Origin of the sequence: Pantoea sp. S61 (genome assembly GCF_016625145.1) — a bacterium.
GTDB lineage: Bacteria > Pseudomonadota > Gammaproteobacteria > Enterobacterales > Enterobacteriaceae > Pantoea > Pantoea rwandensis_B.
Map to the genome: position 1 here is coordinate 137,691 of NZ_JACVUO010000015.1, position 15,317 is coordinate 153,007.

Genomic DNA, 15,317 nt, shown 5'->3' on the forward strand with positions numbered 1-15,317 from the left:
ATTTCTGTCAGATGAATTAGCGTTTCCAGCGGCGCAGCAGGCGGCTTTTCAGCCCGGTGTCGAATCGCCAGATATGATCGAAGATGCGCAGAATGCCAGGTTTGCCGTGGAGCGACATCGCCACCGCGTGGAAACGTTGTTGATGCTGGCGTTGACGTTGCTTGATGGCATTGATGGTGTCATCCGGCAACCGCTGGGCGATGAAGTCCGAGACGATCACCGCATCGGCCTCATCCCAGATACTCCCTTCCATACGTTTAACCACCGCAGCAAGACAAGCAGCCAAATCGGTGCCGCCGCGAAAACGCTGGCTAAGGAAACGGATAGCCTGTTCGATACCGCTATCGGCAGTCAGTTCGTAACCAATCACTTCGTGGGCGAACAACATGATGTAGCAACGACGTTTATCGGCTAATGCCACCTTTAACAGCGCAAGGCAGAAGGCTTTGGCGCAGCGTTCGTTGAATCCTCCCATTGAACCCGAAGTATCGACGCAGACGATAAATGGCCCGCGCGGTTGCTCTTCATGCTGCTGATGGCTCACCGGGCGCAGTGTGACTTTCTCGTGCCACGCATCGCCTTGTAACTGGTAAGTCAGCAGGCGCTTTTCCACCAGACGGCGATAAAACTCCAGCTCCAGCTCACTGATGCTCAGCGCCGCCAGCTCCGGCGGCAACAAACGCAGTACGTCATCGCTCTGATGAATGCCGCTGACCTCTTCCGGCACATGATCAGGCTCGCGCACCAGTTGGTGGAATGCTTCCAGCGGTGCATCCTGCGACGGCACCGATTTGGCTTCGCGGCTGCGGCCCAACTGCTGCGCCAGTTTCATTAATTCCGGCTGCTGTGCGAGGAAATCGCCATATTGCACAATCAGCTCATAATCACCGTGCTGAAGTGACGCTTTGCTCATATCCCACAAACGTCCGGCTGCGGCTTCATCATCGTCGGTAAGGATTGGCGCCAGCTGGCCACTGATTGCCATCCGTTGCTGCAGCTCGGCCATCAGACGTTCGCGCTGCTCATCAAGAAGGGTTTCGTTGAGCGTGAGCGTTTGCAGCGTCAGGCTGAGTCGCCAGCGTTGCAAAAACAGTGTGTGCTGGGCATTGCTCAGTTGTTCTATTTCGTTGTGCAGCAGCAGTTTGCTGGCTTCTTCGAGAAATGGCGACGGCAGGCCTTTTAGCTGCGACATGATGTGGGGAAGCTGGTGGCTGAAATCCTGCGTGCTGATCAATTGCATTTGCTGAAACAGCTGAAACTCCTGCGCCAGCGCTTCCGGCACCGGGGTGGTTTTCATCTGTTCAGCGATCTCGGTACGCCAGCGAGGTAAATCGCGCATCAACGCTTGTTTCATGCGCGGAAACTTTTCAAAAAACAGCGCCAGCTGTGGCGACGCGAGCAGTGCCAGAATCAACTCTTCGATTAACTCCGTTTCGCCAATCGATAGCAGCGTGCTCAGCGTCTCCAGTGAGATCATTTACGCGCCTGTTTCAGCTGTTCCGCCACGTCCTGCAGGCTGGTTTCAATACGTGCCAGCCAGTCATCGCTAATAAACAGGCAGCGCTGATGCTGGCTAAACAGCGTGCGCTGGGCGCGCAGCTGGGTATCCAGCGCATCATACTCATCCAGAATTTCCTGCGGCATGTCGCTGCTGCTAGTGGCTCCGGGAAGGGTTAAGCGCGTGGATTGCAGGCTGACATCGCGCAGCGTCAGGCAATGATGCGCGTCCACCAGCAGATCGAGCGTCTGGCCAAAACCGATACCGTTCAACTTTCCGCGGATTTCACCGCCTTTCAGCAACCATTGATTAAGCGCCTCATGGCCAATCAGCACATGCGTCACCTGCATATCGTGCAACGTCAGCGGCTGTTGCAGCATCAAAGTTAGTTGTTCGTCGGTGATGGCAGCAGGCAGTTCGTAATGCGGTTTGCGGCTAAACATGCCGCTGTGTTTTTCCAAAGTCAGCGCTTGAGCCACGCTCTGCTGCTGTTGCAGTGCCAGACGACGGGCTTTGATTTGCTGCAGCTTATGCAGCAGTGGCTGCTGCTGCCAGGCGTGTTGCGTCATCAGCACATCAATTTCACGATCTAACAGCTTCATCGAGGCGACGTCGTGCCACAGGCAATCTTTCAACAAGATGATATCGATGGGCGCAATGGTCACGCGACCGCTGTAAAAGGCGCTGGCTTGCAGCAGGTGTATGGCTTTTTTCCAGCGACGATCGGAGATGTAAGGCGCGTCAGGCAGCGTTTCCAGCTGCTGGCGCAGCTGATAAATCAGCTCAAACACATGATCGGGCAAACTCACCTGGCTGATGCCTTTCTGCCACTGGTGATACTCTTCATCACTGATGCGCAGTGCTTCCGTCACCGGATTATCGTTTTCATCTTGCTGGTGGGTGAGCATGCTGCGGAAGTTCTGCTTCTCATGCACGTTATCCAGCCATAGGCGAATCAACATGCGATCATACAAGGCTTCCAGCCCGCTATCGGCTTCTGGCAATTCGTTGGAAGCGGTCACCAGCAGGCGCATCGGAATCTTTTCTTCGCTGTCGCCATTGCGAAAGCGGCGTTCGTTGATGGCGGTGAGTAAGGTGTTCAAAATCGCCGGACCGGCTTTCCAGATTTCATCAAGGAACACGATTTCGGCATCCGGCAGATAGCCTTTGGTTAATCGCTGATAACGACCTTCATCTTTTAACGCCTGAATCGACAGCGGGCCAAACACTTCTTCAGGGGTGGAAAAACGGGTCATCAGGTATTCAAAGGCGCGGGCGTGTTGGAAGGCGTATTTCAGGCGGCGGGCAATTAAGCTCTTGGCAATGCCGGGCGGCCCCAGCAAAAATACGCTCTCGCCACTCAGTGCAGCTAATAAGCACAGGCGGATCGCATGATGCCGTTCATACAGCCCTTTCTCCAGGGCGTTACTCAGGCGAGAAATTCTTTCTGCCAAAAGATGGGGTTGAGCCATAATCACATCATTGTCCTTCTGATCCTGGAGCCGTCATATTCTGGCGAGCGCAATACTCTACTGGTTATCATGCTTGATTGCGTTGATAGCCGTCAGCTTTTTTGTTTCAGAAGGTTGAGGCGAGAGAACTCGCTGCTTCAGGCGGTTTTTGGCGCCTAATTTCGGCGAAAAACCGCCTCACTGACGTCATGATGACATGTTGTAAGAGTAGGTTTTTTTGGGAATATGTGCATACTGTGCGCTTTTTGATGGCCTGAGCGGTAGGCAAGTGCCTCATCGGCTCCAACAAAAGACAACTTATGAGCTCGGATAAGAAGCAGTCCCTTGGCGCAGTCACACTCGCCGCGATTGGCGTAGTGTATGGCGATATCGGTACCAGCCCGCTCTATACTTTACGTGAATGTCTCTCCGGTCAGTTCGGCTTTGGCGTTGAACGCGAAGCGGTATTTGGCTTTCTCTCGCTGATCTTCTGGCTGCTGATTTTAGTGGTGTCACTGAAGTACATCAGTTACGTGATGCGTGCCGATAACGCCGGTGAAGGCGGGATCCTGACCTTGATGTCACTGGCCGGGCGCAATACCGGTGCACGCGCGACGGCGATTCTTGTCATCATGGGGCTGATTGGTGGCAGCTTCTTCTATGGTGAAGTGGTGATCACGCCCGCTGTCTCGGTATTGTCGGCGATTGAAGGGCTGGAGATTGCGGCACCGAGCCTGGATGCGTATATCGTTCCGCTTGCGATTGCAGTGCTGACGCTGCTGTTTGTGATCCAGAAGCACGGTACCGGCATCGTGGGTAAGCTGTTCGCGCCGGTGATGCTGGTGTGGTTTATCATTCTGGCCGTGCTGGGCGCGCGTAGCATCATCAGTAACCCTGATGTGCTGCATGCCATGAATCCTTACTGGGCGCTGCACTTCTTTATCCAGTACAAAACGGTGTCGTTCTTCGCGCTCGGCGCGGTGGTATTGGCCATTACCGGTGTGGAAGCGCTGTATGCGGATATGGGCCACTTTGGCAAATTCCCGATTCGTCTTGCCTGGTTTATCGTGGTGCTGCCCTCGCTGGTGCTGAACTACTTTGGTCAGGGCGCGCTACTGCTTAAACATCCCGAAGCGATCAAAAACCCCTTCTTCCTGCTGGCGCCAGACTGGATGCTGATTCCCATGCTGATTCTGGCGACGCTGGCCACGGTTATCGCCTCGCAGGCAGTGATCTCTGGTGTGTTCTCCTTAACGCGTCAGGCGGTGCGTTTAGGCTATCTCCCGCCGATGCGCATCGTGCACACCTCGGAAGAAGAATCGGGGCAGATTTACATTCCGGTGATCAACTGGCTGCTCTACTTCTCCGTGGTGATCGTGATTGTCGGCTTTGAGCACTCCAGTAACCTGGCGGCGGCTTACGGCATCGCGGTAACCGGCACCATGGTACTGACCGCGATTCTCTGCTCCACGGTGGCAATTCAGAACTGGCACTGGAACCGTTATCTGGTGGTGCTGATTCTGATTGGCATGCTATGTATTGACGTGTCCTTGTTCTCGGCTAACCTGGTCAAAGTGTTCTCCGGCGGTTGGCTGCCGCTGACCCTGGCGCTGATGATGTTTATCGTCATGACCACCTGGAAAAGCGAGCGCTTCCGCCTGTTGCGTCGTATGCATGAGCACGGCAATTCGCTTGAAGCGATGATCGCCTCGCTGGAGAAATCTCCGCCGGTGCGCGTGCCGGGCACCGCAGTCTATATGTCGCGTGCCCTGAACGTGATCCCCTTTGCCATGCTGCATAATCTCAAGCACAACAAAGTGCTGCATGAGCGTGTAGTATTGCTAACGTTGCGTACCGAAGATGCGCCTTACGTGCATAACGTGCGTCGCGTTACCATCGAACAGCTATCGCCCACCTTCTGGCGCGTGGTGGCGAGTTACGGCTGGCGTGAAACCCCGAACGTGGAAGAAATTTTCCACCGCTGCGGGCTGGAAGGTCTCAACTGCCGCATGATGGAAACCTCATTCTTCATGTCCCATGAATCGCTGATTATTGGCGATCGCCCGTGGTATCTGCGTTTGCGCGGCAAACTGTTCCTTGCACTGCAACGCAATGCGCTGCGTGCGCCGGATCAGTTTGAAATCCCACCTAATCGCGTGATCGAGCTGGGCACGCAAGTCGAGATTTAAGGATTGAGCGCGTCACCAGCTTAAGGTGACGCGCAAGCCTTGAGGCTGCACATGGCTGAATGCGATGCGAATACCGTGCAGTTGCGCAATGTTTTTCACAATCGATATTCCTAAACCGCTGCCCGTTTGCGTTTGCCCCGGCGGTCGCCAGAAACGCTCACCAAGGCGCGCAAGTTGCTCATCACTAACGCCTGACCCGTTATCTTCAATAATTATCGCCCGCGCGTTTAACGTGAACTGAATCTGGCTGCCCGGCGGCGCATAGCGCAGCGCGTTATCCAGCAGGTTACGCATCAGCAAATTCAACAGCAGAGGATGACCGTTCATCACCGGTTCGGCCTGTGCATGCAGTTGTAGATCCATTTTCTGCGCTTCCGCCTGCGGGAAATGTTCCACCAGCAAATTTTGCAGCAGCGGTGCCAGTGGCACTGGCTGGAATTCGCTGCGCAGATCGTCTGCTTCTACTCTTGAAAGCGTTAAGAGCTGATCCACCAGCCGGGTGGCGCGCTGGATGCCGCTATCAAGCTGCTGCAATGCCCGTTTGCGCATTGCTTCGTCATCATCCGCCAGCTGAATCACTTCACTCTGCACGCGCAGTGCCGCTAACGGGCTGCGTAGTTCGTGCGCCGCATCGGAGGTAAAACGGCGCTCGCGCTGCAGGAGTTGCGCCATACGGTGAAACAGCCCGTTTAATGCCGCCACCAACGGCTGCACCTCTTTGGGCAAGCGTGCTTCTTCGAGCGGTGTGGCGTCATCGGGTGCTCGCAACCGGAGTGATGCCGTCAGGCGCTTCAGCGGGCGCAATTCGAACCACACCAATGCCAGCAGCATCAGCAGCATAAAGGGCATGGCGTAAAGCCACGGCATCAAACTCGCCAGTGCCAGATCGCGCGTCATATCGTCGCGGTATTCCCACTCCTGTCCCACTACCACGCGATATTGTTTATCAGCAGAAGTCAGCCAAAGCAGCCGCCAACTGTCATCGTCGCCGCGCAGACGACCCTCGCGAAAACCGTCACGCTTATCATCAAACTGCATATCGCGCCCGTTCTCGCCATCGTTAAGCAATGGCTGGCCGTCCGCACGGAAAATGGCAAACGCCAGTGCATCATCATCCTGATCGCCGCGGTGATGGCGCAAAATGGATTTGGTTCCTGGCAGTGAGGCGGCGTGCAAGCTAGTGGGATCGAGTGACAGCAGGCGTTTGGCAAACAGCATTTGCTGGGTATCGAATAGCTCATTAACGGTGTCGCGGGTCTGATGCCAGGCACTGTAACTGGCCACCCCGCCGCACAGCACAATCAGCAGCACAAAGCCGATGGCGAGTCGTAGAAACAGACTCATTCTGCCGCACCGAGGGTATAACCCACGCCGTGCACGGTACGAATAAACGCGGTGCCGAGCTTTTTGCGCAGATGATGAATATGCACTTCTACTGCGTTGCTGGAGACATCGTCATCCCAGCTGTAGAGTTTTTCCTCCAGCTGGCTGCGGGTTAGCACGCGACCCGGATTGCGCATAAACAGCTCCAGCAGCGCCAGCTCCCGGCTCTTCAGGCTGATGGCTTCACCATCAATCCAGACGCTGTGGCTGCCAGGCGACATCACCACCTTGCCGTGTTTCAACTCGGGCTGTAGTTGTCCATGACGGCGGCGAATCAGCGCCTGTAAACGCGCGGCGACTTCAGCGAGCGCGAAGGGCTTACACAAATAGTCGTCAGCGCCTGACTGTAATCCTTGTACGCGCTGATCGAGCGCATCACGTGCGGTGAGGATCAGCACGGGTACATCTGCGCCCTGCTCACGCCATTGAAGCAGGATCTCCAGCCCATCGCGCCCGGGCAGCGAAAGATCCAGTACCACGGCATCCCACGGTGCGGCCGATAGAGCCTGAAATCCCGCTTCGCCTGACACGAACCAGTCAACGCTGAAGCCGAGTTTCGTTAGCCCGACTTTCAGACCATCGCCAATCAGCGTGTCGTCCTCGATCAATAATATGCGCATGCGTTTCTCCTTAAGTGCAAGAGTCGTTATACGAAGCAAAAGTCGGCTTGTACAGCGTCAATCGCCGCAGATTGGCTATTTTTCGTGTTTTTTTACCCCTTAAGATCCTGTTAAGAACCCTATGCTGTAATAACCTCCGTATCCCACACATTCATGGAACAGAGGTGAAAAATGAAAAAGAGTGCAGCGCTAATCGCAATTGTGATGTTGGCCTCCACGCCGGTTCTGGCCGCACAACAGGGTGGCTTTGTTGACCCGAATGCGCCCAAGGCTCAGGTTCACGCAGGTGGCTTCCAGGCAGATAACACCAGTGTTGTGACTGTGAAGCAGGCAGAAGAGATGAAGGATGATAGCTGGATTACTGTGCGCGGTTATCTGGATAAGCAAATCGGTGATGAGGATTATCTGTTCCGCGACAGCAGTGGCAACATGAAAGTGGAAATCGACCATAAGCGTTGGCATGGACAGACCATCACGCCGAAGGATCAGGTTGAACTGACCGGCGAGCTGGATAAGGATTTTAATTCCATCGAGCTGGACGTTAAGCAGGTCCGCAAGCTGCCATAACACTCTTCAGAGCCGCTCAGGCGGCTCGCATCCCCCCAAACTCAAATTATCCCCGGCACAAGCGAAACGTTTCGATGGCGATCACATTTCCGTGATGACGTCATTGAGTTGCCGCGCACATTTAATACACTCCCGCTCAGCGAAACGTTTCGCTGTGGAGTGGAAGAAATGAAAAAAGGTCGCTTGTTAAACGCTGAACTCTCTCATGTGATTGCCCGCCTGGGGCACACCGATACGCTGACGATTGCGGATGCGGGCTTGCCGATTCCGGCCGGACCACAGCGAATCGATCTGGCGTTGACGCCGGGAACGCCCGAATTTTTACAGGTGGTTGATGTTGTCACTCAGGAGATGCAAGTCGAAAGCGCCCTGATGGCGGAGGAGATTAAGCAACACAATCCGCAACTCCACAGCGCACTGCTCGCCGTGCTCGATGCCTTGCAACGGCACCAGGGGAATGTCATCACCATCCGTTACACCAGCCATGAACAGTTCAAACAAGAAACGCAGCGTAGTCAGGCGGTCATTCGCAGCGGAGAGTGTTCTCCGTATGCGAATGTCATCCTGAGCGCTGGCGTAACCTTCTGAGGTCGTTATGCAACCGTTATTGCAACTCAAAGGGATTGAAAAGTCGTTTCCCGGCGTGAAAGCGCTAAATGGCGCTTCACTGGCTGTTTATCCGGGGCGCGTGATGGCGCTGGTGGGTGAAAACGGCGCGGGGAAATCCACCATGATGAAAGTGCTAACCGGCATTTACAGCATGGATGCGGGCTCACTGCAGTGGCTGGGCAAGGATGTGGCTTTTTCTGGACCGAAAGCGTCGCAGGAAGCGGGCATTGGCATTATTCATCAGGAACTTAACCTGATTCCGCAATTGACCGTTGCGGAGAATATTTTCCTCGGTCGCGAATTTGTTAACCGCTTTGGCCGCATCGAATGGAACCGGATGTACGCCGAGGCGGATGCCTTATTACATCGTCTGAACCTGCGCTTCAACAGCCATAAGCTGGTGGGCGATTTATCGATTGGCGATCAGCAGATGGTTGAGATCGCCAAAGTACTTAGCTTCGAGTCGCAGGTCATCATTATGGATGAACCGACCGATGCGCTGACCGATACCGAAACCCTGTCGCTGTTCCGCGTGATCAATGAACTGAAAGCGCAGGGCTGCGGCATTGTTTATATCTCTCACCGCATGAAAGAGATCTTCGAGATTTGCGATGACGTCACCGTGTTTCGTGACGGGCAATTTATTGCCGAGCGCGCGGTGAGCGATCTCAGCGAAGAGAGTCTGATCGAGATGATGGTGGGTCGTAAGCTGGAAGATCAATACCCGCATATCGATCAGGCGCCAGGCGATATTCGTTTAACTGTTGAAAATCTCAGCGGGCCGGGCGTGGATAACGTTAGCTTTACTCTGCGCAAAGGGGAAATCCTTGGTATTTCCGGTTTGATGGGCGCGGGACGCACCGAATTGATGAAAGTGCTGTACGGCGCACTGCCGCGCAGCAAAGGCACGGTGACACTTAATGGCCGCGAAATCATCACCCGATCACCTCAGGATGGCCTCGCCAACGGCATTGTTTACATCTCCGAAGACCGTAAGCGCGATGGCCTGGTGCTCGGCATGTCAGTGAAAGAGAACATGTCGCTGACCGCATTGCGTTACTTCAGCCATACCACCGGTAATCTCAAACACAGCGAAGAGCAGTTAGCCGTCGGTGACTTCATCCGTTTGTTCAACGTTAAAACCCCTTCTATGGAGCAGCCGATTGGCCTGCTGTCTGGCGGTAACCAGCAGAAAGTGGCGATTGCGCGTGGCTTAATGACGCGCCCGAACGTACTGATTCTGGATGAGCCGACGCGTGGCGTGGACGTGGGTGCGAAAAAAGAGATTTATCAGTTAATTAACCAGTTTAAAGCCGAAGGGCTGAGCATCATTTTGGTGTCATCGGAAATGCCGGAAGTGCTGGGCATGAGCGATCGCATCCTGGTGATGCATGAAGGCCATCTGAGTGGCGAATTTTCCCGTGAGCAGGCTACCCAGGAATCCCTGATGGCGGCGGCAGTCGGTAAGCAACACAGCGAGGAGTTAGTTGTATGAGCACCCAAACCTTACCCGCCAGCCGTCGCTGGTTTAGCAAAGCCTGGCTGCTGGAGCAGAAATCGCTGATTGCGCTGATCGTGCTGATTGCCGTGGTGGCGAGCCAAAGCCCGAACTTCTTCACCGTTGCCAACATGTTCAACATTCTGCAGCAGACCTCGGTTAACGCCATTATGGCCGTCGGCATGACGCTGGTGATTCTGACTTCGGGTATTGATCTGTCGGTGGGCTCGCTGCTGGCACTCACTGGTGCGGTCGCAGCTTCGATTGTCGGTTTGGAAGTGAATGCGCTGGTGGCAGTAGCGGCTTCGCTGGCACTGGGTGCGGCAATTGGCGGTATTACCGGCGTGATTGTGGCGCGCGGCAAGGTACAGGCGTTTATCGCCACGCTGGTCATGATGCTGCTGCTGCGCGGCGTCACCATGGTGTACACCAACGGCAGCCCGATCAATACCGGTTTTAGTGATAACGCCGATCTGTTTGGCTGGTTTGGTATTGGTCGTCCGCTGGGCATCCCAACGCCGGTGTGGCTGATGGCAGTGGTGTTCGCGCTGGCGTGGTACATGCTGCATCACACGCGCCTCGGTCGTTACATCTATGCGTTAGGCGGCAATGAAGCGGCGACACGTCTGTCAGGTATCAACGTTAACCGCGTCAAAATCATCGTCTATTCGCTGTGTGGTCTGTTGGCGGCGCTGGCGGGCACCATCGAAGTCGCGCGTCTTTCCTCTGCGCAACCGACGGCAGGCACCGGTTATGAACTGGATGCGATTGCGGCGGTGGTATTAGGCGGAACCAGCCTGGCGGGCGGCAAAGGTCGCATTATGGGCACGCTGATTGGCGCGCTGATCCTGGGTTTCCTGAACAACGGCCTGAATCTGATGGGCGTATCTTCTTACTACCAAATGATTGTTAAAGCCGTTGTCATTCTGCTGGCGGTGCTGGTGGATAACAAAAGCAGCAAATAACTCTGACCTTCACACAGGACTCTATAAATGAAAAAGTTAACTGCATTGGCCGTCATCCTTGGCGCCACCCTCAGTGCTGGCGCGATGGCTAAGGACACCATTGCGCTGGTTGTATCAACGCTGAATAATCCGTTCTTTGTGTCTCTGAAAGATGGCGCACAGAAAGAAGCCGACAAACTGGGTTATAACCTGGTGGTGCTGGATTCGCAGAATAACCCGGCGAAAGAGCTGGCGAACGTACAGGATCTGACTGTGCGTGGCACCAAGCTGATGCTGATTAACCCAACGGATTCTGATGCCGTGGGTAACGCCGTGAAGATGGCCAACCAGGCCAACATTCCGGTGATCACCCTGGACCGCGTGGCGGCACAGGGCACCGTGGTGAGCCACGTGGCTTCTGACAACCGCTTCGGCGGCAAAATGGCCGGTGACTTCATTGCGAAGAAACTGGGCGATGGTGCAAAAATCATCGAGCTGCAGGGTATTGCCGGGACTTCCGCAGCGCGCGAGCGTGGCGAAGGCTTCAAGCAGGCTGCTGATGCGCACAAATTCAATATCCTGGCGAGCCAGCCAGCAGATTTCGACCGTACTAAAGGTCTGAACGTGATGCAGAACCTGCTGCAGGCGCATCCGGATGTACAGGCGGTATTTGCTCAGAACGACGAAATGGCGCTGGGCGCACTGCGTGCGCTGCAGACTGCCGGTAAAACCGATGTGCTGGTGGTGGGCTTTGACGGTACCGCTGACGGTGTGAAAGCAGTAGAAGCCGGTAAACTGACTGCCACAGTGGCGCAGATGCCTGATAAAATTGGCGTGATTGGTGTGGACACTGCCGATAAAGTGCTGAAAGGCGAAAAAGTACAGTCGGTTAATCCAGTTGACCTGAAGCTGGTCACCAAATAAAAAACAAAGAAAAGCATGGCAACGCGCCACCGTCCTGGTGGCGCAACTTTCTGGATCACTCCCTATGAACACAAGCGCAAAATTGGCGGTACTTGGCAGCATCAATGCCGACCACATTCTGAACCTCACCCATTTTCCGCGCCCGGGCGAAACGGTGATCGGCAAACAGTATCAGATTGCCTTTGGTGGCAAAGGGGCTAACCAGGCCGTGGCGGCCGGTCGTGCTGGTGCGGATATCGCTTTTATTGCCTGTGTAGGTGCAGATGACATTGGCGAACGTATCCGCCAGCAGCTGCAGCAGGACCGTATTGATACTGCTCCGGTAGAAATCGTGGCAGACGAAGCCACCGGCGTGGCGATGATCTTCGTGAATGGCGAAGGTGAAAATAATATCGGCATCTATTCCGGTGCTAACGCGGCGCTGACGCCAGCCTGTGTCGATCGCCATCAGCAAGTGATTGCTGATGCGGAGGCCTTGCTGATGCAGTTGGAATCGCCGCTGGAAAGCGTGTTGGCGGCAGCGAAGATTGCGCGTGCCAATGCCACGCAAGTGATTCTGAATCCAGCGCCTGCCACTCATTTGTCTGATGAGCTGCTGGCCTTAATCGATATCATCACACCGAACGAAACCGAAGCCGAAATTCTGACCGGTATCGCGGTGAAAAGTGATGAAGATGCGGCACGTGCGGCGCAGGCGTTGCATGATAAAGGCATCTCTACCGTTTTGATTACCTTAGGTCGTCGTGGTGTGTGGTTGAGCGAGCAGGGCGCAGGCGTGCGTATTCCGGGCTTCACCGTGCAGGCTATCGACACCATCGCAGCAGGCGATACTTTTAACGGTGCTTTTATTACCGCGCGTCTGGAAGGTGTCGCAATGCATGATGCCGTGCGTTTTGCCCATGCCGCCGCCGCGATTGCGGTGACGCGTCCAGGTGCACAGCCCTCAGTGCCGTGGCGCACTGAGATCGATAACTTCCTGCAGCAACAGGGTTAAGCCTTTGGCGACCATGAAAGATGTCGCCCGCCTGGCGGGCGTCTCCACCTCCACTGTTTCCCACGTCATCAATAACAATCGCTTTGTTAGCGAGCAGGTGCGGGAAAAGGTTAAGCAAGCGATTCGTGAGCTGAACTACGCGCCTTCCGCTTTGGCGCGCAGTTTGAAGATCAATCAGACGCGTACCATCGGTATGCTGCTGACGGCCAGCAGTAACCCGTTCTATTCCGAAGTGGTGCGTGGCGTGGAGAATAGCTGCTACGAACGCGGCTACAGCCTCATTCTGTGTAACACCGAAGGCGATGAAGAACGCATGAATCGCAGCCTCGAAACGCTGATGCAAAAGCGTGTTGATGGCTTATTAATGATGTGCACCGAGACGCACCTTCCCTCTGCGGAGATCCTCAATCGTTATCCGTCCGTACCCATGGTGATGATGGACTGGGCGCCGTTTGAAGGGCGTGGCGACATCATTCAGGATAATGCGCTGCTAGGAGGCGAACTGGCAACGCAGCATCTGATCGATCGCGGATACACGCGTATTGCCTGTATTGCCGGTCCGCAGGATAAAACTCCGGCGCGTTTGCGTCTGGAAGGTTTCCATAAAGCGATGAGCAACAGTGGATTACCGGTGTTGCCCGGCTATGTGGTCGACGGTGATTTCGAATTTCAGGGTGGGTTTAATGCGATGAACCAACTACTGACCCTTGAGTTGCTACCCGAAGCGGTTTTCACCAGTAATGATGCGATGGCGGTGGGCGTTTATCACGCGCTATTCCAGGCTGGTTTACGCGTGCCGCAAGATATTGCGGTGATGGGCTATGACAATATCGAACTGGCGCGTTATCTCACGCCGCCGCTCAGCACTGTCCATCAGCCTAAAGATGAATTGGGTGAACTGGCGATTGATACGCTGATTCACCGTATGAGCGATCCCGACGCCAGTCAGCAAACGCTGGTACTGACGCCGGAGCTGGTGGAACGGGGTTCGGTTTAAGCGGTTTTCTTCTTTTTCTCACGATTGGCGATTAGATTGCGGCCATCGCCGGGACGCAACATCAGGAAAGCAAACGCGGACAGCACGGTAATCACGCCCATCGTCAGGAAGGTGGCGTGGAATTGCTGCACGGTTGTGCTCTCGAAATCCTGATAAAAACGCAGTACCGCCGCACTGACGGCCACGCCAAAGCTGATCGATACCTGCTGCGTTACCGCCAGCACGCTGTTACCACCGCTGGCATTCTCATCATTCAAATCGGCCAGGGTGATGGTATTCATCGCGGTGAATTGTGTCGACATCGCCATACCTAATACAAACAGTGCGGCTAACAGCATCAATACACTTTCACCCGGTGTCTGCAGTGAGAAGCTGGCGACAAGAATGCCGATGATGATGGTGATACTGACCAGCGTTTTACGATAACCGAAGCGACGTAGCACTTGTGTCACGGTGGATTTGGCCAGCAGCGAGCCAATCGCCGTTGGCCCCATCATGCAACCCGCTATCAGCGCGGGATAACCAAAGCCCACCTGTAACATCAATGGCATCAGGAACGGAATACAACCCGTGCCCAGACGTGCCGCGATATTACCAATGATGCCGACCGAGAAGGTTCGGGTCTTAAACATCGGTAAGTTGATCAGTGGTGCAGGATGGCGGCGTGCATGCACTATATATAGAAGCAATAGCGCGACACCGGCTAACAGCACCAGCACCGCCTGCCACGGCGACACGATACGCTCTCCGAACAGTTCGATACCGACGGATATCAGCACCAGACCTAAGCCAAACAGAATGAAGCCGCCAAAATCAAAGCGGCGCTTAGGCGTGGTGAAGTCCGGCATATATTTACGTGCATAGAAGATGCCCGCGATGCCGATGGGAATGTTGATCAGGAATATCCAGTGCCAGCTGGCGTAGGTGACCAGCAGGCCACCGAGCATCGGCCCCAGAATTGGTCCGACTAATCCCGGCATGGTCACAAAGTTAAGTACCGGCAGCAATTCACTGCGTGGATAAGCGCGCAACAATGCCAGGCGCGCGACCGGCATCATCATCGCGCCGCCAACACCCTGAATAATGCGCGAGATAACCAGCATGCTCAGCGAGCCCGAAAGTGCACAAGCTAAAGACCCCAACGTAAACAGTGAAACGGCCACGATAAAGACTTTGCGCGTGCCGAAGCGATCGGCCAGCCAGCCGCTGACCGGGATCAGCATGGCGACAGTGAGCGTATAGCTGATCACAGCAGATTGCATGGCAAGAGGGGAACGGTCGAGACTGGTGGCGATAGCAGGAAGCGCAGTATTGAGGATGGTGGCATCGAGGGCTTGCATGAAAAACGCCATTGCGGCGATCCAGGGCAAGCCGGCCATACTGCGCGCGGAGCGAATCATTGAAAGTCCTTCTTTAATAATTGTTCAGTCTGCAACAAAGAAAACGGCGTTGGACTAACAGAATAGCATTGGTGCTTATACGCGTGACGCTGATTTGTGCCGCTTAACGGGGGCTTTTGACTGATTATTGATCGAGAAATGTCTGTTTTTAGCCTGTTCGGTTAAAAAAGTAGCGCTCAGTCAATTTTTTGTAATAAACCCTTGTCAGCTCCGAATAACTCCCTATAATGCGCCACCACTGAG

Annotated in this window: 13 protein-coding genes; 8 read left to right on the forward strand and 5 right to left on the reverse strand. The window is 54.8% G+C overall.

The features are described from left to right. Positions 1-16: 16 nt before the first annotated feature. Complete coding sequence (gene viaA / locus IAE30_RS22980) at positions 17-1,477, reverse strand: ATPase RavA stimulator ViaA (RefSeq protein WP_038643981.1); 1,461 nt, start codon at positions 1,475-1,477, stop codon at positions 17-19. After that, positions 1,474-2,970, reverse strand: coding sequence for an ATPase RavA (ravA, locus tag IAE30_RS22985; protein ID WP_038643982.1), 1,497 nt, complete (start codon positions 2,968-2,970; stop codon positions 1,474-1,476). Before ravA ends, viaA begins: the two co-directional genes overlap by 4 nt. A 299-nt stretch (positions 2,971-3,269) precedes the next feature. Here ravA and kup point away from each other — a divergent pair, with 299 nt between their 5' ends. Next, positions 3,270-5,138: a low affinity potassium transporter Kup gene (gene kup / locus IAE30_RS22990; RefSeq protein ID WP_038643983.1), complete on the forward strand. Its 1,869-nt coding sequence runs from the start codon at positions 3,270-3,272 to the stop codon at positions 5,136-5,138. Between the two features lie 12 nt (positions 5,139-5,150). Here the strand turns inward: kup and qseC are convergent, their stop codons facing one another. Continuing rightward, positions 5,151-6,482 carry a quorum sensing histidine kinase QseC gene (qseC, locus tag IAE30_RS22995; protein WP_200681076.1) on the reverse strand — a complete coding sequence of 444 codons (1,332 nt, stop codon included), beginning with the start codon at positions 6,480-6,482 and terminating at the stop codon, positions 5,151-5,153. Continuing rightward, on the reverse strand, positions 6,479-7,141 hold the full coding sequence (qseB, locus tag IAE30_RS23000; RefSeq protein WP_045833453.1) for a quorum sensing response regulator transcription factor QseB: 663 nt from the start codon (positions 7,139-7,141) through the stop codon (positions 6,479-6,481). Before qseB ends, qseC begins: the two co-directional genes overlap by 4 nt. Before the next feature lie 171 nt (positions 7,142-7,312). Here qseB and IAE30_RS23005 point away from each other — a divergent pair, with 171 nt between their 5' ends. From IAE30_RS23005 to rbsR, 7 genes are all read left to right on the forward strand, one after another. Beyond that, a complete protein-coding gene (locus IAE30_RS23005; RefSeq protein WP_038643988.1) occupies positions 7,313-7,708 on the forward strand; it encodes a YgiW/YdeI family stress tolerance OB fold protein in 396 nt (131 codons plus the stop codon). Between the two features lie 168 nt (positions 7,709-7,876). Continuing rightward, positions 7,877-8,296 carry a D-ribose pyranase gene (gene rbsD / locus IAE30_RS23010; RefSeq protein ID WP_038643989.1) on the forward strand — a complete coding sequence of 140 codons (420 nt, stop codon included), beginning with the start codon at positions 7,877-7,879 and terminating at the stop codon, positions 8,294-8,296. Between the two features lie 7 nt (positions 8,297-8,303). Beyond that, a complete protein-coding gene (rbsA, locus tag IAE30_RS23015) occupies positions 8,304-9,812 on the forward strand; it encodes a ribose ABC transporter ATP-binding protein RbsA (protein ID WP_200681077.1) in 1,509 nt (502 codons plus the stop codon). Beyond that, on the forward strand, positions 9,809-10,780 hold the full coding sequence (gene rbsC / locus IAE30_RS23020) for a ribose ABC transporter permease (RefSeq protein ID WP_034830072.1): 972 nt from the start codon (positions 9,809-9,811) through the stop codon (positions 10,778-10,780). Before rbsA ends, rbsC begins: the two co-directional genes overlap by 4 nt. 27 nt (positions 10,781-10,807) lie before the next feature. Next, entirely contained in the window at positions 10,808-11,683 is an 876-nt protein-coding gene (rbsB, locus tag IAE30_RS23025) for a ribose ABC transporter substrate-binding protein RbsB (protein ID WP_034830075.1), read from the forward strand. 64 nt (positions 11,684-11,747) lie between these two features. After that, a complete protein-coding gene (rbsK, locus tag IAE30_RS23030; protein ID WP_058961688.1) occupies positions 11,748-12,677 on the forward strand; it encodes a ribokinase in 930 nt (309 codons plus the stop codon). Between the two features lie 13 nt (positions 12,678-12,690). Then, complete coding sequence (gene rbsR / locus IAE30_RS23035; RefSeq protein ID WP_200681079.1) at positions 12,691-13,674, forward strand: ribose operon transcriptional repressor RbsR; 984 nt, start codon at positions 12,691-12,693, stop codon at positions 13,672-13,674. Here rbsR and mdtD read toward each other — a convergent pair. After that, positions 13,671-15,074, reverse strand: a complete 1,404-nt coding sequence (mdtD, locus tag IAE30_RS23040) for a multidrug transporter subunit MdtD (RefSeq protein ID WP_200681078.1) — start codon at positions 15,072-15,074, stop codon at positions 13,671-13,673. The genes rbsR and mdtD overlap by 4 nt on opposite strands. Positions 15,075-15,317: the final 243 nt, after the last annotated feature.